This window comes from Brevundimonas sp. Root1423 (genome assembly GCF_001426805.1).
In genome coordinates this window covers 57,388-76,348 of the sequence record NZ_LMFL01000008.1, presented here as the reverse complement: position 1 = coordinate 76,348, position 18,961 = coordinate 57,388, and the positions used below count along the sequence as shown (strand labels likewise).

Sequence of the window (18,961 nt, the reverse complement as noted above, 5' to 3'; positions counted from 1 at the left end):
ATGCGCATGATCTCCCGCCTCGCCCTCGGCGCCGCCCTCGCCGCCTTCGCCGGCGCCGCCATGGCGCAGACCGCGCCCGGCGCCCCCGGCGACCAACCGACGTGGGTCAACGCCGCCAAGACCGGCGCGGGGGCCTCGTACGAAGCCTATGTCGATGGCCAGTACCGCGACGGCGGCCGCACCGGCGACGTCACCCGCGTCTGGTTCTCTATCGCCGACGGCGTCCTGACCGAGACCATGTACGGCCTGATCCACGAGGCCCAGATCAAGCAGCTGCGCTTCGCCGTCGTCACCGACACGGGCCTGTCCGTCGAGGGGACTGACACCACCAGCCGCACGGAATATCTGCACACGGACGATCAGGGACGGCCGCTGTCACCGGCCTACCGGATCATCACGACGGACAAGCAGGGACGCTACGAGATCGAGAAGCGCGTCTACGTCAGTCCCGACGACCAGGCGCTCGTTGTGCGCGCCTCCATCCGCGCCCTGCGAGGCGACGCCACACCCTACGTCCTGCTTGAGCCACACATGGCCAATACGGGCGTCGGGGATCGGGGCTGGCATTCGACCGCCACCCTCAGCCAAACTGCGGCGGACGGCGCGACGAGCTACAGCATGCTCCAGGCGGCGGAAGGCGACGTTCACCTCGCCCTGTGGGCCAACGCGGCGTTCGAGGCCCAGAGCGTCGGCTTCGTCGGCGTCTCCGACGGCCTGACCGACCTCGCCGATGGCCGTCTGGATCACGTCTACGATTCCACCGGAACCGAGGGTGGGAACATCATGCTGACGGGCGCCCTGCCGAAACTCCGGGCCGGGGAATCCCTGTCGCGCGATTTCGTTATCGGCTTCGGCGACAGCGAGCCCGCCGCAGCGCGCGAGGCGACCCGACCGTTCGTGACGGGCCTCGACGAGGTCCTTCGCCGCTTCAACGGCGAAGGCGACCGCATCGGTTGGGAGGATTACCTCGCCTCCCTGACCGACCTGCCCCGCATCGCGGAACAGTCCACCGACGGCGGGAGACTGGCATACGCCTCGGCCCTTATGCTCAAGGTGCAGGAGGACCGCACCCACGCCGGCGCCCTGATCGCGTCGCTGTCCAATCCGTGGGGCGACACCGTCGACGCCACCGAATCCTCGACCGGCTACAAGGCCGTCTGGCCGCGCGACTTCTATCAGGTGGCCATGGCCTTGATGGCGCTGGGCGACGCGGAGACGCCCGTCGCGGCCTTCCGCTACCTGCCCCAGGTCCAGGTCCGCGCCGACACGCCCGGCAACACCGGCGCGACGGGCTGGTTCCTGCAGAAGACCCACGTCGACGGCCAGATCGAATGGGTAGGAGTCCAGCTCGACCAGACCGCCATGCCCATCATGCTGGGCTGGAAGCTGTGGAAGGCGGGCCTCATCACCGACGCCGAACTGACGGCGATGTACGCCCGGATGATCAAGCCCGCCGCCGACTTCCTCGTCGATGGCGGCAAGGCCGGCATTCTGTGGAACGACCGCCAGATCACCCCGCCCTGGACCCAGCAGGAGCGCTGGGAGGAACAGGAAGGCTATTCCCCCTCGACCACCGCCGCCGTCATCACCGGCCTCACGGTCGCTGCCGACATCGCCCGCGCTTCGGCCGATCCGGCCTCGGCCGCCCGCTATCAGGCCGCCGCCGACGACTATGCGTCGAAGGTCGAAGCGCGGATGTTCACCACCGCCGGCGAATACGGCGACGGCCGCTACTTCCTGCGCCTCAGCCGCAACGAGGACCCGAACGACAAGCTGCCGCTGGGCGAGAACAACGGCCAGCCTGCCATGCCCGAGGACCGCATCATCGACGGCGGCTTCCTCGAACTGGTCCGCTACGGCGTCCGCGCCGCCGACGCCGCCTCGATCACCGCCAGCCTGCCGGAATACGACGACCAGCAGCGCGAGGACCGCTTCCGCGTCCGCTACGACCTGAACGGCGTCCCGGGCTTCCGCCGCTACGGCAACGACGGCTACGGCGAAAACACCCAGACGGGCGGCAACTACGGCGTGGGCGGCATGACGCCAGGCCAACGCGGCCGGGTCTGGCCCATCTTCACCGGCGAGCGCGGCCACTACGAACTGGCCGCCCTGCTGGCTCATCCGTCCGCCGATCAGGACTGGAACACGACGCAGCTGAACCTCATCCGTCAGACCTATGTCCGCGGCATGGAGTCCTTTGCCAACGACGGCCTGCTGCTGCCGGAACAGGTCTGGGACGGCGTGGGCGACGCCACCGCCCACGGCTACCAGCCCGGTCAGGGCACCAACTCCGCCACCCCCCTCGCCTGGACGCACGCCGAATACATCAAGCTGCTGCGATCGCTGGCCGACCGTGCGGTGTGGGACCGCTATGCGCCGGTCGAGGAACGCTACGGCTCCCAATGAAGTACCGCCGACCGGCGTAAACGACCTGGTTGGAGGCTCCCGATAACCGGTTTGATCAGAATCCTGCCGCCCCGGGACAGTTCGGTGTGGAGCGTCAGGCGCCGGTCCGCGCGCCCCAGTCCCTGTTGATGGCGAGGGCGATCAGCGTGCAGATCGCGCCCGAGAGGAGATAGGCGCCGACAGACCAGACGCCGAACTGGTGGGCCAGGAACAGCGCGACCAGCGGCGCGAAGCCGGCCCCGACGAGCCACGCCGAGTTCGCGACGATGGCGGCGCCAGTGTAGCGGTGCTGAGGCGGGAAGCGGTCATTGACAAGGCCGGACGCCTGTCCGAACGCCAGCCCCAGAAGGGCGAAGCCGACGAGCATATAGACCGTCTCACCCACTGGTCCCGCGTTCAGCAACTGCGGCGCGAAGCCGCTGAAGGCGGCGATCAGGACCGCCGAGACCGCGACGACCAGACGGCGGCTGACGCGGTTGGAGATGACCCCCGAGGCCAGCATGGCGATGACCCCGACCACCGCTCCGACGATCTCGATAAGCAGGAAGCGAATCGGCTCCTCCTGCCCGGTCAGGACGACCCAGGACAGCGGGAACACGGTCACCAGATGGAACAGGGCGAAGGCCGCCAGCGGCGCGAGGGCGCCGAGGGCGATCGTCCGCCATTCCTTGAACAGGGTGGCGAAGGCGGGAGACGGCTGCAGCTCGCGGCTTTCGAACATCCGCTCGAACTCCGGCGTCGCCACCAGCCGAAGGCGGGCGAACAGGGCCACGACGTTGATCGCCAGCGCCACGAAGAACGGATAGCGCCAGCCCCACGAAAGGAAGTCGGCCGGCGACAGGATGGCCAGGAAATAGGCGAAGAGGGCCGCCGCAACGAGCAGGCCCAGAGGGGCGCCCAACTGGGGGAGCATCGCATACCAGCCGCGACGATCCTTCGGCGCATTGAGCGCCAGAAGCGACGGCATTCCGTCCCAGGCCCCGCCCAGCGCCACGCCCTGTCCGAACCGGAACACCCCCAACAGGATCGCGGACAGGGTCCCGATACTCTGGTGGCTCGGCAACAGGGCGATCGCCATGGTGGATCCGCCCAGCAGGAACAGGGCAAGCGTCAGCTTCACCCCGCGCCCGTAGTTGCGGTCGATCCACATGAACAGCAGCGTGCCGAACGGCCGCGCAACGAACGCCAGCGAGAAGACGGCGAATGACAGAAGCGTGCCCGTGATCGGGTCTGCGTAGGGGAATACGACCGCCGGAAAGACCAGCACCGAAGCCAGCGCATAGACGAAGAAATCGAAGAACTCGCTGGTGCGGCCGATGATCACGCCGATGGCGATCTCGTCCGGCTTGACCTCATGACCACCGGCGTTGACCAGCCGGGCGTCACGTTCGAGGGGAGTGGAGGTGGAGGAGCCGGTTGGTGCGTTCATTTCCCACTCGCAGACATGACGGCCGCCTGGGCCGAGGCCGCCCGGGCTCACTTGCTACCTCTGCCGGTATAGGCGCAAAACGTGTATGGGACAAAATGTCCAATGTAGCCTGACGCAGGCGCAGCCTAACGGCGAAGTCATGAGCGAACACCTGTTCTCCCGCAGGCGACTGGTCAGCCTGACTTTGCTTCCGCTGATCACTGCGCTGTCCGGTTGCCAACGCGCGGTGCTCAACCCGGCAGGGGACATCGCCCTCCAGCAGCGCGACCTGATTTATGTGTCGACCGGTCTGATGCTGCTGATCATCGTTCCTGTGCTCATCATGATCGTGCTGTTCGCCTGGCGCTATCGGGCCGGCAATCGCAACGCCAACTACGACCCGAAATTCCACCACTCGACCGCGCTGGAACTCGGCATCTGGTCCATCCCGCTGCTGATCATTGTCTGCCTCGGCGCCCTTACCTGGTCGAGCACCCACCTGCTGGATCCCTTCCGCCGGCTCGACCGGATCGCCGAGGGTCGACCTACGGATCCGAGCGTCGCTCCCATGGTGGTTCAGGTGGTGGCGATGGACTGGAAATGGCTGTTCATCTACCCCGAGCAGAACATCGCCACGGTCAATGAACTGGTCCTGCCCGTGGACCGCGAGGTGCGCTTCGACATCACCTCGACCAACATGATGAACACCTTCTACGCCCCCACCCTGGCGGGGATGATCTACGCCATGCCCGGGATGCAGTCGCAGCTTCACGCGGTGCTGAATCGCCCCGGAGACTATGAGGGCTACTCGGCCAACTACAGCGGCGCGGGCTTCTCGGACATGCGCTTCCGTCTGAGAGGCGTGCCGCAGGCCGGATTTGATCAATGGGTGCGGCAGGTGCAGGCGACCGGCGCCGGCCTGACCACCGACGGCTATCTGGCGCTGGAGCGACCGACCGAGAAACACCCGCTCACTCTCTACAGCACGGCGCCGGCGGGTCTGTTCGCGCGGGTGGTGAACCGCTGCGTGGCGCCCGGAACGACGTGTCTGGTCGATCAGATGCATCACCCGGCCCAGGAAGCCCCGGCCGCATCCGGCGAGCGCGGCCCGCAGGGCCCCGCACACGCCCCTGCACCCTCCTCCCACACAGCGCCGGTGACCGGCCAGGCCGCGCATGGCTAGGCTGACGGAGATACCCATGTCCTCCCCCACTCCTCCCCTCAGCCCGATCTTCGGCCGCCTGACGCTGGAGTCCTTCCCGATCCATGAGCCGATCCTGATCGGCACCTTCGCGGTCGTGGTCCTGCTGGGTGTGGCCCTGCTTTCAGTGGTGACCCACTTCAAGCTGTGGGGCTGGCTGTGGCGGGAGTGGCTGACCAGCGTCGACCACAAGAAGATCGGGATCATGTATCTGATCCTCGGCATCGTCATGCTGCTGCGCGGCTTCGCCGACGCCCTGATGATGCGGCTGCAGCAAGCGATCGCCTTCGGCGGCAGCGAGGGCTATCTCAACGCCCACCACTACGATCAGGTCTTCACCGCCCACGGCACGATCATGATCTTCTTCGTGGCCATTCCGCTGATCGTGGGCGTGGTCAATTTCGTGATGCCGCTGCAGATCGGCGCGCGCGACGTGGCCTTCCCCTTCCTCAACAGTCTCAGCCTGTGGCTGACCGTGGCGGGCGCGCTGCTGGTCATGGCCTCGCTGTTCATCGGCGAGTTCTCGACCGCCGGATGGCTGAACTACGTGCCCGTCGCCAACATACAGAACAGTCCGGGGACAGGGCCGGACTACTACCTGTGGGCGCTGCAGATAGCCGGGGTCGGGACGACCCTGTCCGCGATCAACATGGTCACGACCGTGTTCAAGATGCGCGCTCCGGGCATGACCCTGATGAAGATGCCTGTGTTCACCTGGACCGCGCTCTGCAGCAACGTATTGGCCATCGCTATTTTTCCGGTCCTCACCGGCGCTTTCGCCCTGCTCATGCTGGACCGCTATGTCGGGACGAACTTCTTCACCAACGACCTCGGCGGCAACGCCATGATGTACTGGAACCTGGTGTGGATCTGGGGTCACCCGGAGGTCTACGTCCTGATCCTGCCCGTCTTCGGCATCTATTCCGAGATCACCTCGACCTTCTCGGGCAAGCGATTGTTCGGCTATTCGTCGATGGTCTACGCGACCGTCGTCATCACCATCCTCAGCTATCTGGTGTGGTTGCACCACTTCTTCACCATGGGGTCCGGCGCCAGCGTCAACTCGTTCTTCGGAATCGCCACCATGGTGATCGCCATCCCGACGGGCGCGAAGATATTCAACTGGCTTTTCACCATGTACCGCGGCCGCATCCGCTACGAGCTGCCCATGGCATGGGTGATCGCCTTCATGATCACCTTCGTCGTCGGGGGCATGACGGGAGTACTTCTGGCGGTGCCGCCGGCGGACTTCGTGCTGCACAACTCGCTCTTCCTCGTCGCGCACTTCCACAACGTCATCATCGGCGGCGTGGTGTTCGGCCTGTTCGCCGGCATGACCTACTGGTTCCCGAAAGCCTTCGGCTTCAAGCTGGACGGCTTCTGGGGCTGGGTGTCCTTCTGGGGATGGGTCATCGGCTACTGGGTCGCCTGGACGCCGATCTACATCGTCGGCCTGATGGGCACGACGCGCCGCGTCCGCTTCTTCGAGGATCCGACGCTGCAGCCGTGGTTCGTGATCGCCGGCATCGGCGCCCTGATCATCCTCGTCGGCATTCTCGCCTTCGTCATCCAGATCGCCGTCAGCATCCGGAACCGCGACCGGCTGCGCGATACGACCGGCGATCCCTGGGACGGGCGGACCCTGGAGTGGTCGACGGCATCGCCGCCTCCCGCCTACAATTTCGCCTTCACCCCGGTCATTCACGACCTCGACGCCTGGTACGACATGAAGGACCGCGGACACGAGAGACCGGCCAACGGCTTCAAGCCGATCCACATGCCGCGCAACACCGGGGCCGGCGTGATCATCTCGGCCTTCGCCCTCGTGCTGGGCTTCGCCATGGTCTGGTACATCTGGTGGCTGGCGGCGCTCAGTTTCGCGGCGCTGCTGATCTATTCGATCGCCCACACCTTCAACTATGACCGCACCTACTTCGTCCCGGTGAAGGAGATCGCCGCCGACGAAAAGGCGCGGCGCGCCATGGAGGCCGGAGCATGAGCGCGTCCCGCACCAAGGTGAACAAGGAACCGACCTTCTATCTGGTTCAGGAGGACGACCATGCAGGGGAGCACGACAGCCCCACCCTGCTGGGCTTCTGGATCTATCTGATGAGCGACGCGCTGATCTTCGCGACGCTCTTCGCCACCTATGGCGTGCTGGTCACGGCGCAGGCGGGAGGACCCGCACCCGCCGAGTTGTTCCAGCTTCCGATCGTCGCGCTCAACACCGGCCTGCTGCTGATCTCCTCGATTACCTACGGCATGGCCATGCTGGATGCGCAGGACGGCAAGACCCGCGGTGTGCTGACCTGGCTTGCCGTAACCGCCCTGTTCGGCATCGGCTTCGTCGGGGTCGAACTCTACGAGTTTGCAAACCTCTTCGCCGAAGGGGCGACGCCCCAGCGCAGCGCCTTCCTGTCGGCCTTCTTCACCCTCGTCGGCACGCACGGCCTGCACGTCACCTTCGGCATCCTCTGGATCGGGGTGATGATGGTGCAGGTAAGCCGGAAGGGTCTGATCCCGGATAACCTGCGTCGCCTGACATGCCTGGGCATGTTCTGGCACCTGCTGGACGTGGTCTGGATCGGCGTCTTCACCTTCGTCTATCTGCTGGGAGCCCTGCAGTGACCGATCGCGACGACAAACACGCCGACGCCGCCATGGCTGTGCCTGGCCACGAGGCCGGGCACAGCCATGGCTCGCGCAGAGGCTACCTGACCGGCTTCATACTGTCGGCGATCCTGACGGCCATTCCCTTCTGGCTGGTGATGGCCGGACTGCTCAGCGTTCAGACCACGGCGATCATCGTCGTCGTCCTCGCCTTCGTACAGATCGTGGTCCACACGGTCTTCTTCCTGCACGTCAACACCCGGTCAGAAGGCGGCTGGACGCTGGTGGCGCTGGTCTTCACCGCCATCATCGTGCTGATCGTCATCTCGGGGTCGCTATGGATCATGTACCATCTGCACGGCAACATGATGCCGATGGCGCCCCCGCCGGTCGAAGCCCCCGTGGCCTAGGCAAGCGCCTGCTGCTGGCCCTGTGCCTGACGCTCACCGCCGGCTTCTCGGCGCTGGGGGTCTGGCAGGTCGAGCGGCTGGCGTGGAAGAGGCAACTGATCACCACCGTGGACACGCGTCTGGCGGCCGCACCGGGTCCACTGCCGCGCTGGAGCGAATGGTCGACCGACAGGGCCTACACCCGGGTCAGCGTGACCGGTGTATTCCTTCATGACCGTGAGACGCCGGTTCTTGCAGTGACCGAGGCCGGACCCGGCTGGTGGGTGATGACGCCTCTGAGAACCGCCGCCGGGGTCGTTCTGGTCAATCGCGGGTTCGTACCGACAGAGCTCCGCGCACCGTCCAGTCGCCCGTCGGGCCTGACCGCTGGAACGGTGCGGGTCACGGGCCTGCTACGCACAACCGAGCCCGGAGGGGCCTTTCTGCGCAGCAACGCTCCGGCCGCCGGTCGCTGGTATTCGCGCGATGTCGAGGCGATCGCGCGCGCCCGGGGCCTCGCGGAGCCGGTCGCGCCCTTCTTCATCGATGCGGACGCCGCCGCCAATCCGGGCGGTTATCCGAGGGGCGGGATGACGGTGGTTCGCTTCCGCAACGACCACCTCGTCTACGCCCTGACATGGTTCGCGCTGGCCGCCCTGTCGCTGGTCGGCGGGGTCATCGTGTTTCGGCACCGGCGACGCGGTTCGCCGTCTTGACGTCCGTCATGTCGGGCCAGCATAAGGGCGGCCCGTCGGGACGGCGGCCGGCTTAGCTCAGTTGGTAGAGCGCCAGTTTTGTAAACTGGATGTCGCGGGTTCGATTCCTGCAGCCGGCACCACCACCGCCCGTCAGCCGCCTCCCAGCGCCACCGCGATCCGGTAGACGACGAAGGCCGCCAGATAGGCCAGGCCGAACATGTAGACGACCATCACCCACATCCATTTCCACGAGTTCAGCTCGCGCTTGACCACGCCCAGCGTGGCCACGCACTGGGGCGCGAAGACGTACCAGGCGAGGAAGGCCAAACCCGTCGCCAGCGACCACTGGGCCGCCAGGGTCGCGCCCAGCAGGCTGGTGGCGCTCTCGGGATCGGCGACGGCGTAGACGGTGCCCAGCGCCGCCACCGCGACCTCGCGCGCGGCCATGCCGGGGACCAGGGCGATGACCATCTGCCAGTTGAAGCCGATGGGGGCGAACAGCGGCTCCAGCGCATGGCCGATCATGCCGGCGAAACTGTAGTCGATGGCCGGCAGGGTCGCGCCTTCCGGCGGATAGGGGAAGGTCGCCAGCGCCCAGACGATGATCATCAGCGGCAGGATGATCCGCCCCGCCCGCTCGAGGAAGATCTTCGCCCGGATCCACAGATTGAACAGGACGCTCTTCATGTCGGGGGTCTTGTAGGCCGGCAGCTCCATCATGAAGGGCTCGACGGCCCCTCTCCAGAACACCTTGCGGATCACGAAGGAGACCGCCAGCGCGCTGATGATGCCGGCGGCGTAGAGGCCGAACATCACCAGTCCCTGCAGACTGGCGAAGCCCCAGACCTGCTGGTTGGGAATGAAGGCGGCGATGATCAGGGTGTAGACCGGGATGCGCGCCGAACAGGTCATCAGCGGCGCGACCATGATGGTGGTCAGCCGGTCGCGTTTGCTGTCGATCACCCGCGCCGCCATGACGCCCGGAATGGCGCAGGCGAAGCTGCTGAGCAGGGGAATGAAGGCGCGTCCGTGCAGCCCCGCCCCGCCCATGATGCGATCCATCAGGAAGGCCGCGCGGGCCATGTAGCCGAAGTCTTCCAGCAGGATGATGAAGAGGAACAGGATCAGGATCTGCGGCAGGAAGACCAGCACGCTGCCGACGCCGGAGATCAGGCCGTCAACGATCAGGCTCTCCCAGATGCCGTCGGGCATGATCGTCGCCACGGCGACGCCCAGCGCCGCCAGCAGGCCCTCGATGCCGTCCATCAGGGGCGTGGCCCAGGTGAAGACGGCCTGGAACATGACGAATAACAGGCTCAACAGGATCACGAGCCCGCCAACCGGGTGCAGCAAGACAGTGTCGATCTTGCCTGTCAGCGTATCCGGCCGCTCGGGCGGGCGGACGCAGGCCTTCATGATCCGTTCGGCCTCGCGCGCGGCGCCTCGAAGGGCGGCGGCGTCGGGGGCGGCCCAGGCGTTGGCGGCGATCTGCGGCGCGGCGTCCAGCACGCCGGAGACGGTGGAGATCAGGTCGTCGATGCCGCGCTTGCGGGTAGCCGTCGTCGGAACGACCGGCACGCCCAGCTCGGCCGACAACCGCTCCAGATCGATACGCAGGCCCTGACGCTGGGCGATGTCGTACATGTTCAGCGCCAGCACCATCGGCCTGCCGACGGCCTTAAGCTCCAGCACCAGACGCAGGACCAGCCGCAGGTTGGTGGCGTCGGCGACGCAGATCAGCACATCAGGCGGCGTCTCGCCCGCCAGCTTGCCGAGGACGGCGTCGCGGGTGACCTCCTCATCGGGGCTGCGCGCGCGCAGGGAATAGGTGCCGGGCAGGTCCAGGACAGAGAGATTGCGGCCGTCCGCCGAGCGGATCAGGCCCTCCTTCCGCTCCACCGTGACGCCTGCGTAGTTGGCGACCTTCTGGTGGGCGCCGGTCAGGGCGTTGAACAGGGCGGTCTTGCCGCTGTTTGGATTTCCGACAAGCGCGACCCGCGCGCTCCGCACCATCATATCCATCAGGCGGCGGCCGGTTCGAAGCGGACGGTCAGGCGCGCGGCCTCATGACGGCGCAGGGCCACACGCATGTCATCCACCTTCATCGCGATGGGGTCGCGGCCGAACAGTCCCTCGTGCAGCACCTCGACGCGCGCACCCTCGACAAAGCCGAGCTCCAGCAGCCGGCGCTCCAGCTCCATCGCGTGCTCGTCGTGATGGGCGTGGTTGCCGACCTGGACGATCACGCCCCGGTCGCCCTGACGGGCCTGGCTCAGTTTGAGGGTCTCGGACATCACGCTCGCAGGGATCATCGCGGCCTTCCGCGCTTGTTGACAGTGATTATCAGGTGCGAACCGCCGCCGTCCAGTCCGGCGCGACGCCGCACCGGTTGCCGGAGGCGACGGTTCAGCTATCAAGGGCGGGTATCGCCGGAGCCGACCATGAAACGCCTCGTCCTCACCGCCTTCGCCGCTGCAACTCTCGCCGGTTGCGGGCCGAGCGACGGCGGAAGCGATGCACCTGCGGCCCCCGCCAGACCCGCGCCGACGGCGGCCGAAAAGGCCGTCCTGCTGGCCGCCCTGCCCGCACCCTACAATCAGGCCGATCTGGAGAACGGTCGCCGCGTCTTCGCCCGATGCCGTTCGTGCCACACCGTCACCGAGGGCGGGCCGAACATGACCGGGCCAAATCTGTACGGCGTCTTCGGCCGCCCGGCGGGAAGCCAGCCGAAGTTCAACTATTCGACCGCGGTGAAAGACGCCGGCTTCGTCTGGGACGCCGAGCACCTCGATCACTGGCTGGAGAACCCGCGCACCTTCCTCCGCGGCACCAAGATGAGCTTCGCCGGCCTGCCGGACGCGACGGATCGGCGCGACGTCATCGCCTGGCTGAAGGTCGAGACCGGCTACACGCCGCCGGCCGCCTGATTTACTCCGCCGCCGCGGGCACCGGATCGTTGGCGGTGACCTCCTGGGCTTCCCACTCCTCGATCTTGCGGGCCGTGTACTCGGGCGACTTGGTGAAGCGCGCCAGCACGCCGTAGATCACCGGCACCACAAACAGGGTCAGCAGGGTCGCGAACATGGCCCCGGCGAAAATGACCACGCCGATGGTCTGGCGGCTGCCGGCGCCCGCCCCCTGCCACAGCACCAGGGGCAGAGCCCCGAAGGCGGTGGCGATCGAGGTCATGATGATCGGGCGCAGACGCAGGGTCGACGACTCGATGATCGCCTCCTGGATCGTCCGCCCCTGATCGCGCAGCTGGTTGGCGAACTCCACGATCAGAATGCCGTTCTTGGCCGCCACCCCGATCAGGATGATCAGACCGATCTGCGAGTAGATGTTGAGGCTGGAGCCCGCCATCATCAGACCGAACAGGCCGCCGGCAGCCGCGAGCGGCACGGTCAGCATGATGACCGCCGGGGTGATCCAGCTCTCGAACTGGGCCGCCAACACCAGGAAGACCAGTAGCAGCGCCAGACCGAAGGCCGCGGCGACGGCGCCGCCCGCCTCCTGCTGGTCGCGGGCGGCCCCGCCCCACTGGGTGGTGACCACGCCCTGCGGCTGTTCGCGCGACACCCGGGTCATGAACTCGGTCGCGTCGGCCAGGGTCGTGCCGGGGTTCAGGTCGGCGGAGATCGAGATGGCCCGCTGACGATCCAGCCGGCGCCGGTCCGGCGTGTCGCCCGAGGTCTGGGTGGTGACCACGGCGGACAGGGGGACCAGCTGGCCCGAACCGGTCGCGACATACAGGGATTCAAGATCGGCGACGGTCCGCCGATCGTCGCGCTGGGTCTGAAGGATGACGTCGTATTCCTGACCGCCGCGCAGATAGGTGGTGGCGCGGCGCGATCCGAACATGGTCTCCAGCGTCCGGCCGACGGCCTGTGACGACACGCCAAGCGCGGCGGCCTTCTCGGGGTTGACCTCGACCAGCAGACGCGGCGCGTTCGGCTCGTAGTTCAGGCGCGGCCGCGACAGGCCCGGGTTCTCGAGGGAGGCCGCCAGAACGGGCTGAAGCCAGTTGTAGATGTCTTCGTACTCCGCGCCGGTCACGACCATCTCGACCGAGTTGGAGTTTCCGCCCCCGCGCTGGAAGGCGCCGGGAACCGAGGCGTTGACCTGTGCGTCCGTCTGGCCGCGCAGCTTGCCGTTCAGTTCCTGGGCGATCTCGTCGGCGGCCCGGTCGCGTTCGGACCAGTCGCTGAGGATCAGGCTGCCGTTGCCGGAGTTGAAGCTGCCGCCGCCAAAACCGGGTGCCGAGATCAGATAGGAGTCCGCCTCGCCGCTGGCCTTGTACTCGGCGAGGATGGGTTCGATGCCCATCATGATCTTGCGGGTGTAGTCGAAGCCGGCGCCCTCGGGGCCCTGAACGCGGACCTGCACCCGGCCGCGGTCTTCGGCCGGCACCAGTTCGTTGGGCAGGGCGAAGAACATGGCCGCCGCGCCGCCGGCGACGGCGAGCACGAGGACGGACACCCCGACGACCGCGATCCGCTTGCCGAGCATGGCCTGCAGCGAGTTCTGGTACGAGTTGCGCAGCGCCTCCATGGCGCGGTCGACCCGGCGGGCCAGCCAGCCGCCGCCCGAGGCCGGCTTCAGAATCCGCGAAGCCAGCATGGGCGACAGGGTCAGGGCCAGGAAGGCCGAGAAGGCCACGGCCGCCGCGATCGCCGCCGCCAGCTCGACGAACAGACGGCCGACATAGCCAGGCAGGAACAGCAGGGGCGCGAACACGGCCAGCAGGACGATGGTCGTGGCCACGACGGCGAAGAACACCTGCCGCGTCCCGCGCTCGGCGGCCACCAGCGGCGGCTCGCCGTGATCGAGGCGGCGCTGGATGTTCTCGGTCACCACAATGGCGTCGTCGACGACCAGACCGATGGCCAGAACCAGCGCCAGAAGCGTGAGCAGATTCAACGAGAAGCCCAACGGGGCCAGCACGATGAAGGTCGACAGCAGGCAGATGGGCGCGACGATCGAGGGGATGAAGGCCGCTCGCATGCTGCCGAGGAAGACGAAATTGACCAGCGCCACCAGCGCCAGCGAGATGCCGATGGTGATCCAGACTTCCTCGATCGCGTGGGATGTGAAGACCGAGTTGTCCGAGCCGATGACCAGTTCGGTGCCCTGCGGCAGGCTGGGGCGGACCTGCTCAAGCATGTCCTCGACGCCCTTGGAGATGGCGAGGTCGTTGGACTGGGCCTGACGCGTGACGGCGAGGCCAATCTGGTCCTGTCCATTGCCGCGGAACAGGCGGCGGTCCTCGGCGGGCGCCTCTTCGATGCGGGCGATGTCGCCCAGACGGGTCACATAGCCGGACTGGCCCTGGATGGCGCCCGAGGCGCCGCTGGGGAGGGCCGTGGCCGAAGAAGCCGCGCCGGTCGGGGAGGCGGCGACCCCGCTGGAGCCGCGCGTGCCGATGGGCAGCTGGCGGAAGTCCTCGGCGCGGGCGTAGGTGCGGGCGACGCGGACGGTGTAGTCCTTCTGGCCCGACTCCAGCTGGCCGGCGGGCAGTTCGACGTTCTGGGCTGTCAGGGCGGTCTCGACGTCGGTCACGGTCAGGCCGCGGGCGGCCAGGGCAGAGGCGTCCAGCCAGATTCGCATGGCGTAGCGCTGCTCGCCATAGATCTGCACCTGGGCCACGCCGGGCACGGTGGCCAGACGGTCGATTAGATAGCGGTCGGCGTAGTCCGTCAGCTCCAGCCGGTTCATGGCCGTCGAGCGCAGGAACAGGATCATGATCGGCTGGCTGTCGGTGTCGGCCTTGGACACCTCCGGCGGCTGGGCCTGATCCGGCAGGCGGCCGACGACGCGGGAGACGCGGTCGCGGACGTCGTTGGCGGCGTCGTCGATGTTCCGGTCCAGCGAGAACTCAATGGAGACGTTCGAGCGGCCGTCGCGGCTGGACGAGTTGATCCGCTCGACGCCCTGGATGCCAGCGATCTGCTGTTCGATCGGCTCGGTGATCCGGCTTTCGATGACCTCGGCCGAGGCGCCCGCGTAGCTGGTGCTGACCGAGACGATCGGCGGGTCCACATCCGGCAGCTCGCGCACCGGCAGGAAGAAGAAGGCCGCGGCGCCGATCACGCACAGGACGATGGCGGCCACCGCCGCGAAAACGGGGCGGCGGACGGCGAGATCGGACAGCATCATCGGGCGGCGCCCTGCGCAGGAGCGACGCCGGCGGGACGGCGCGCGCCCTGCCCTCGACCGCCGCCCTGCCCGGTGACGCTTACCGGCGCACCGGGCTGGATGCGGTTCAGCCCCGAGCCGACGATGCGGTCGCCCGCATTGAGGCCGGACACGATCTCGACGAAGCCGCCCTCGACCGAGCCGGTCTCGACCTCGACGCGCTGGGCGGTCGTGCCCTTTTCACCCTTGGCGATGCGGTAGACGAAGGCGCCGTCGCCTTCGTACTGGACCGCCGCTTCCGGCGCGGCCGGGGCGGTGCGCTGGCCCTGCTGGACGGCGACACGGACAGCCATGCCCGGACGAATGCGATAGCCCGGGTTGGGGATTTCGGCACGAGCGGTGACGGCGCGGGTCTGTTCGTTGATGCGCGTGTCGATCAGGGCGATGCGGCCGGTGAAGACCTCGTTCCCGTAGGCGTCGATCGTGGCTCGGATCGGGGTTCCGGCCCGCAGCACGCCCAGATAGCGCTCGGGCACCGGGAAATCGACACGGACAACATCGATGTCGTCCAGCGTGGTGATGATTCCGCCCGGATTGACCAGGGTGCCGGCCGTGACCGAGCTGAGGCCCAGAACGCCCGCGAACGGGGCGCGGATCAGCCGGTCGCCGCGACGCGCCTGTGCGGCGTTCAGCGACGCCCGGGCTGTAGCTAGCGAGGTCTCGGCGTCTTCTGCGGTGACGCGGGGGGCGATGCCCTGATCCGCGAGGGTCTTGAAGCGGTCGTACTGGCGCTGGGCCTGGGCCACCTGGGCGCGGGCCTCGATGATCCCGGCGTCCTCTTCGCGCGCCTGAAGTTCTACGAGGGGGGCGCCCGCCGCGACCCGCTGGCCGTCGGTGAACAGAACGCGGGTGATCAGTTCGCTGGTCGAGGAGGTGATGTTGACCGAGCGTCGGCCGCGCGCGACGCCCAGCACCCGGATCTCGTCGGTGAAGGAGCGGGCGCCAATGACCGCCTCGGACACCGTCTGGCCGCGTCCGCCTCCCGGACCGCCACGGCCGCCCGGCCCGCCGCCGCCCTTCTCGTCCTCGGCGAATGCCATCTTCAGCACGACGGCCACGACCATCAGGCCCAGCAGGACAGCGGCGGCGGCGAGGAAGAAGTGGCGTTTGATCACGCGGGACGCTCTCTGGCAGGGGGAACGAGCCGACTTAGCGGCTGACGCCGTCGACGCAACTAAAGTGATTGTAACGAGTGTTGCGGCGGTTTCCGTCGGCCGGAAGCCGCGCTTCTATGTCGCGGTCAGAACCGGCGCCAGAGGGCGATGACGGGGCCGCCGCTTTCCGGCGTCTCGCGACCGGCGATGGCCTGACGCCAACCGGCCTGCAGGCTCCAGTCGCCGAGGTCGCGCACCACCGAAGCCTCCACGGACAACCAGCGGGGGCCGCCGTCGTCGGCCTGTCCGCCATAGGCCTGGGCCAAGACCATCCAGTCATCGCTGAAATGGGCGCCCGCCGTGGCGTCGATGCGGATTTCGTCCGGCAACCCCTGACGCATGCGGCGCGCGCCCTGCACCTCTACGAAGCTGCCCGTGGGGGCCCAGCTTCCGCTCCAGCCGTTGAAAGAGCGCCCGATTGAGCCGCGCAGCTCCCAGTCGCTGTCGCCCTGCCCCGGCGCAGCGTAGCCCGCGTTCCGGCCCTCGCCGCCGTCTGCATAGCCGGCGTAGAGGCTGGCGGCGGTCCGATCGTCACGCCATGCCTGCCATGTGACGCCGATCTCCAGCGGTCCGCGCCCGTCATAGTCGACGAAGGCGTCCTCGCCGGATTGCCAGTCGCCCTTGAATTGCAGGGTCAGGCGGTCGGTCAGGCCGTATTCCGCGAACACGCCGAGGGAGGCGTCGCGCCGCTCGGCGGGCAGGTCCGCCAGCGAGCCGTCGGGGTCGAAGCCGCGATCGGCGTGCATGTTCTCGTATTTCAGGATCATCTGGCCATGCCCTTTGGGCTGGGTCCAGGGACCGGCATGAGCGGCGCTCGCCATCGCGAGGGCCGCCAGTCCGGTCAGCAGCCCCCCGGCCGATTTCAAGCGTCGTAGCCCGGAGATTTCCGGTCGAGCATGCGCAGGGCGCCGGGCCAGGCGAGTCCGGAGATGAAGCCGATGCCCCTGCCCTGTTCCTTCGTCTCGGCCTGGGCGGCGTCGGGGGCGAACAGCACATGGTCGCGCCCGCCCGAAAGCGCCGCCACCTGCTGGGCGCAGGCGCGCTCGAGGAAGAACATGCCGACCCAGGCCGCCGCGGCCGTCTGACCGACCGCGAGCGTGCCGTGATTGCGCAGCAGCATCAGCGGCTTGTCGCCAAGATCTGCGACCAGCCGTTCACGTTCGTCGTGGTTCAGCGCCAGACCTTCATAGCCATGATAGGCGACCTGGTGCTGCAGCAGGCAGGCGTTCTGGCCGATCGGCAGCAGCCCCTCCTGCTGCGCCGCGACGCCCACGCCCGCCACCGTGTGCAGGTGGATGACGAAATGGGCGTCCTCGCGCGCTCCGTGGATGGCGGAGTGGATGGTGAAGCCGGCCGGATTGATGAAGCTGGTCGTCTCCTGGACGATCTTCCCCTCCAGATCGACCTTCACCAGCGACGAGGCGGTGATCTCCTCGAAATACCAGCCGTAGGGGTTGATCAGGAAATGATGCTCGGGACCCGGCACGCGCGCCGAGATGTGGGTGAAGATCATGTCGTCCCAGCCGTGCAGGGCGACGAGCCGGTAGAGGGCGGCCAGTTCGACGCGGACGTTCCATTCCGCCTCTGACACCCTCGATTTGAGAGATGTGGTCGCGCCGTCAGCCATGATCGCCTCCTGATTGCGGCGCACGCTCGCGCCGGGCGAGGCCGGCGTCAAGATTCAGCTTCCGTTAACCGCGTCTTAGCGTCCAGCTTGTTAGCTCGGCCCCGTCGAACTCCATCGGCTCGCCGGAGACGTCCGTGGTCCTCGTTCAACTGGTTCCTGCCGCCCGTGCCGAGGCTCCGAGCGCCAGCGACCTTCTGGCCCTTGCCCGCAACACCAGCCCGGACGCGCGCCAGCGGCTGCTGATGGGCGTCCTGGCCCTCTGCGACGCCAGCCCCCCGTCTGGCGAGCTTTCGCCCGTTCTGAGTGAAATCTTCCTGACCCTCGCCCGTCAGGCCGAGCGCGAGGTGCGCAAGGTTCTGTCCGAAAAGCTGGCGCACGCCGACTGGGCCCCCGCGGCCCTCGTCAATGTGCTGGCGCTGGACGAGATCGAGATCGCGCGCCCGGTGCTGGCGTCCAGCCCCATCCTGCAGGACGACGATCTGCTGCGTGTCATGGTCGAGGCCTCTCTGGAGCACCAGATCGCCATCGCCCGCCGTCCGCAGATCAGCGGACGGGTCGCCGACGCGGTGATCGAGCGCGGTGAACCGGCTGTGCTGACGGCCCTCGCCACCAACCGGACGGCCGATCTGAGCATCGACGGCGTGCGCCGGCTGGTTGAGCATTCGCGCCGCATCGCCGCCCTGCGCGCGCCCCTGACCCGCCATCCGCGCCTGACAGAGGCTCTGGCCGAGCAGATGTACCAGTGGGTCGGAACGGCCCTGCGCCAATCCATCAGCGCCCGATTCAACGTCGACGAACAGGCGCTGGGCGCCGCCGTCTATGACGCGGTCGAGGGCGTTATCCGCCACAAACGCGCGGACGAGGCGGTCCAGGACGATCCCGGCCGCGACGAGATGGAACGCCGGCTGATCGACAAGCTGCAATCCGCCGGACAGCTTCGGGCCGGTTTCCTGATCCGCGCCGTCCGCGAAAAACGCCTGAGCCTGTTCGTCCATGGGCTGGCCGCCTTGGGCGGTTTCGCGGCCGATGACATTCGTCAGTCTCTGACCGCGCCGACGCCCGAGGCGCTTTGCTACGCCTGCGCGGCGGTCGGCATCGACCGTGCGGTGTTCCCGACCCTGCTGATGGAACTGCGCAAGCTGAACCAGTCGTTGCCGGGCGATCGCGGCGAGGCTGTGTGGCTGCGCGGCGCCCTGTCCACAACCTCGGCGGCCCGTGCATTCCGTGCGCTGGTTGCTGACGGACACGCCGAATTAAAAGCCGCCGTTTGACT

15 protein-coding genes and 1 tRNA gene are annotated in these 18,961 nt (G+C 67.7%); 9 read left to right on the top strand and 7 right to left on the bottom strand.

Annotated elements, in window-relative coordinates; all coding sequences use genetic code 11:
* On the top strand, positions 1-2,406 hold the full coding sequence (locus tag ASD25_RS05710; protein ID WP_056615411.1) for a glucan 1,4-alpha-glucosidase: 2,406 nt from the start codon (positions 1-3) through the stop codon (positions 2,404-2,406).
* Positions 2,407-2,500: 94 nt separating this feature from the next.
* Here ASD25_RS05710 and ASD25_RS05705 read toward each other — a convergent pair whose 3' ends face one another.
* The gene (locus tag ASD25_RS05705) at positions 2,501-3,835 is read right to left on the bottom strand and encodes an MFS transporter (RefSeq protein ID WP_056615408.1); all 1,335 of its coding nucleotides are present in this window, start codon (positions 3,833-3,835) and stop codon (positions 2,501-2,503) included.
* Between the two features lie 139 nt (positions 3,836-3,974).
* On the opposite strand from ASD25_RS05705, the gene cyoA reads away from it, so the two are divergent.
* From cyoA to ASD25_RS05675, 6 genes are all read left to right on the top strand, one after another.
* Positions 3,975-4,997 (top strand): ubiquinol oxidase subunit II, encoded by a 1,023-nt coding sequence (gene cyoA, locus ASD25_RS05700; protein WP_082572220.1) that lies wholly within the window; start codon positions 3,975-3,977, stop codon positions 4,995-4,997.
* A gap of 16 nt (positions 4,998-5,013) precedes the next feature.
* Positions 5,014-7,014, top strand: a complete 2,001-nt coding sequence (gene cyoB / locus ASD25_RS05695) for a cytochrome o ubiquinol oxidase subunit I (RefSeq protein ID WP_056615405.1) — start codon at positions 5,014-5,016, stop codon at positions 7,012-7,014.
* Entirely contained in the window at positions 7,011-7,643 is a 633-nt protein-coding gene (gene cyoC / locus ASD25_RS05690) for a cytochrome o ubiquinol oxidase subunit III (protein WP_056615401.1), read from the top strand. The genes cyoB and cyoC overlap by 4 nt, the downstream gene beginning before the upstream one ends.
* Positions 7,640-8,035 carry a cytochrome o ubiquinol oxidase subunit IV gene (gene cyoD, locus ASD25_RS05685; protein ID WP_369816552.1) on the top strand — a complete coding sequence of 132 codons (396 nt, stop codon included), beginning with the start codon at positions 7,640-7,642 and terminating at the stop codon, positions 8,033-8,035. The genes cyoC and cyoD overlap by 4 nt, the downstream gene beginning before the upstream one ends.
* Positions 7,963-8,730 carry an SURF1 family protein gene (locus ASD25_RS05680; RefSeq protein WP_082572216.1) on the top strand — a complete coding sequence of 256 codons (768 nt, stop codon included), beginning with the start codon at positions 7,963-7,965 and terminating at the stop codon, positions 8,728-8,730. The genes cyoD and ASD25_RS05680 overlap by 73 nt, the downstream gene beginning before the upstream one ends.
* Before the next feature lie 46 nt (positions 8,731-8,776).
* Positions 8,777-8,852: transfer RNA gene (locus ASD25_RS05675), tRNA-Thr, on the top strand.
* 10 nt (positions 8,853-8,862) lie between these two features.
* Here ASD25_RS05675 and ASD25_RS05670 read toward each other — a convergent pair.
* Together ASD25_RS05670 and ASD25_RS05665 are read right to left on the bottom strand one after the other, a co-directional pair.
* Positions 8,863-10,734: a ferrous iron transporter B gene (locus ASD25_RS05670; RefSeq protein WP_056615399.1), complete on the bottom strand. Its 1,872-nt coding sequence runs from the start codon at positions 10,732-10,734 to the stop codon at positions 8,863-8,865.
* The gene (locus ASD25_RS05665; protein ID WP_056615570.1) at positions 10,734-11,006 is read right to left on the bottom strand and encodes a FeoA family protein; all 273 of its coding nucleotides are present in this window, start codon (positions 11,004-11,006) and stop codon (positions 10,734-10,736) included. The genes ASD25_RS05670 and ASD25_RS05665 overlap by 1 nt, the downstream gene beginning before the upstream one ends.
* Before the next feature lie 147 nt (positions 11,007-11,153).
* Here ASD25_RS05665 and ASD25_RS05660 point away from each other — a divergent pair, with 147 nt between their 5' ends.
* A complete protein-coding gene (locus ASD25_RS05660; RefSeq protein ID WP_056615397.1) occupies positions 11,154-11,639 on the top strand; it encodes a cytochrome c family protein in 486 nt (161 codons plus the stop codon).
* Position 11,640: 1 nt separating this feature from the next.
* On the opposite strand, the gene ASD25_RS05655 is transcribed toward ASD25_RS05660, so the two are convergent.
* The 4 genes from ASD25_RS05655 to ASD25_RS05640 all read right to left on the bottom strand — a co-directional run bounded on the left by ASD25_RS05655 (position 11,641) and on the right by ASD25_RS05640 (position 17,688).
* Positions 11,641-14,865 carry an efflux RND transporter permease subunit gene (locus ASD25_RS05655; protein WP_056615395.1) on the bottom strand — a complete coding sequence of 1,075 codons (3,225 nt, stop codon included), beginning with the start codon at positions 14,863-14,865 and terminating at the stop codon, positions 11,641-11,643.
* Positions 14,865-16,022, bottom strand: a complete 1,158-nt coding sequence (locus ASD25_RS05650; protein WP_056615393.1) for an efflux RND transporter periplasmic adaptor subunit — start codon at positions 16,020-16,022, stop codon at positions 14,865-14,867. The genes ASD25_RS05655 and ASD25_RS05650 overlap by 1 nt, the downstream gene beginning before the upstream one ends.
* Positions 16,023-16,147: 125 nt before the next feature.
* Positions 16,148-16,927, bottom strand: a complete 780-nt coding sequence (locus ASD25_RS05645) for a hypothetical protein (protein ID WP_369816551.1) — start codon at positions 16,925-16,927, stop codon at positions 16,148-16,150.
* Complete coding sequence (locus tag ASD25_RS05640) at positions 16,924-17,688, bottom strand: class II aldolase/adducin family protein (RefSeq protein WP_056615563.1); 765 nt, start codon at positions 17,686-17,688, stop codon at positions 16,924-16,926. The genes ASD25_RS05645 and ASD25_RS05640 overlap by 4 nt, the downstream gene beginning before the upstream one ends.
* Positions 17,689-17,822: 134 nt before the next feature.
* Here ASD25_RS05640 and ASD25_RS05635 point away from each other — a divergent pair, with 134 nt between their 5' ends.
* Positions 17,823-18,959 carry a DUF2336 domain-containing protein gene (locus tag ASD25_RS05635; RefSeq protein WP_056615390.1) on the top strand — a complete coding sequence of 379 codons (1,137 nt, stop codon included), beginning with the start codon at positions 17,823-17,825 and terminating at the stop codon, positions 18,957-18,959.
* Positions 18,960-18,961 lie beyond the last annotated feature (2 nt).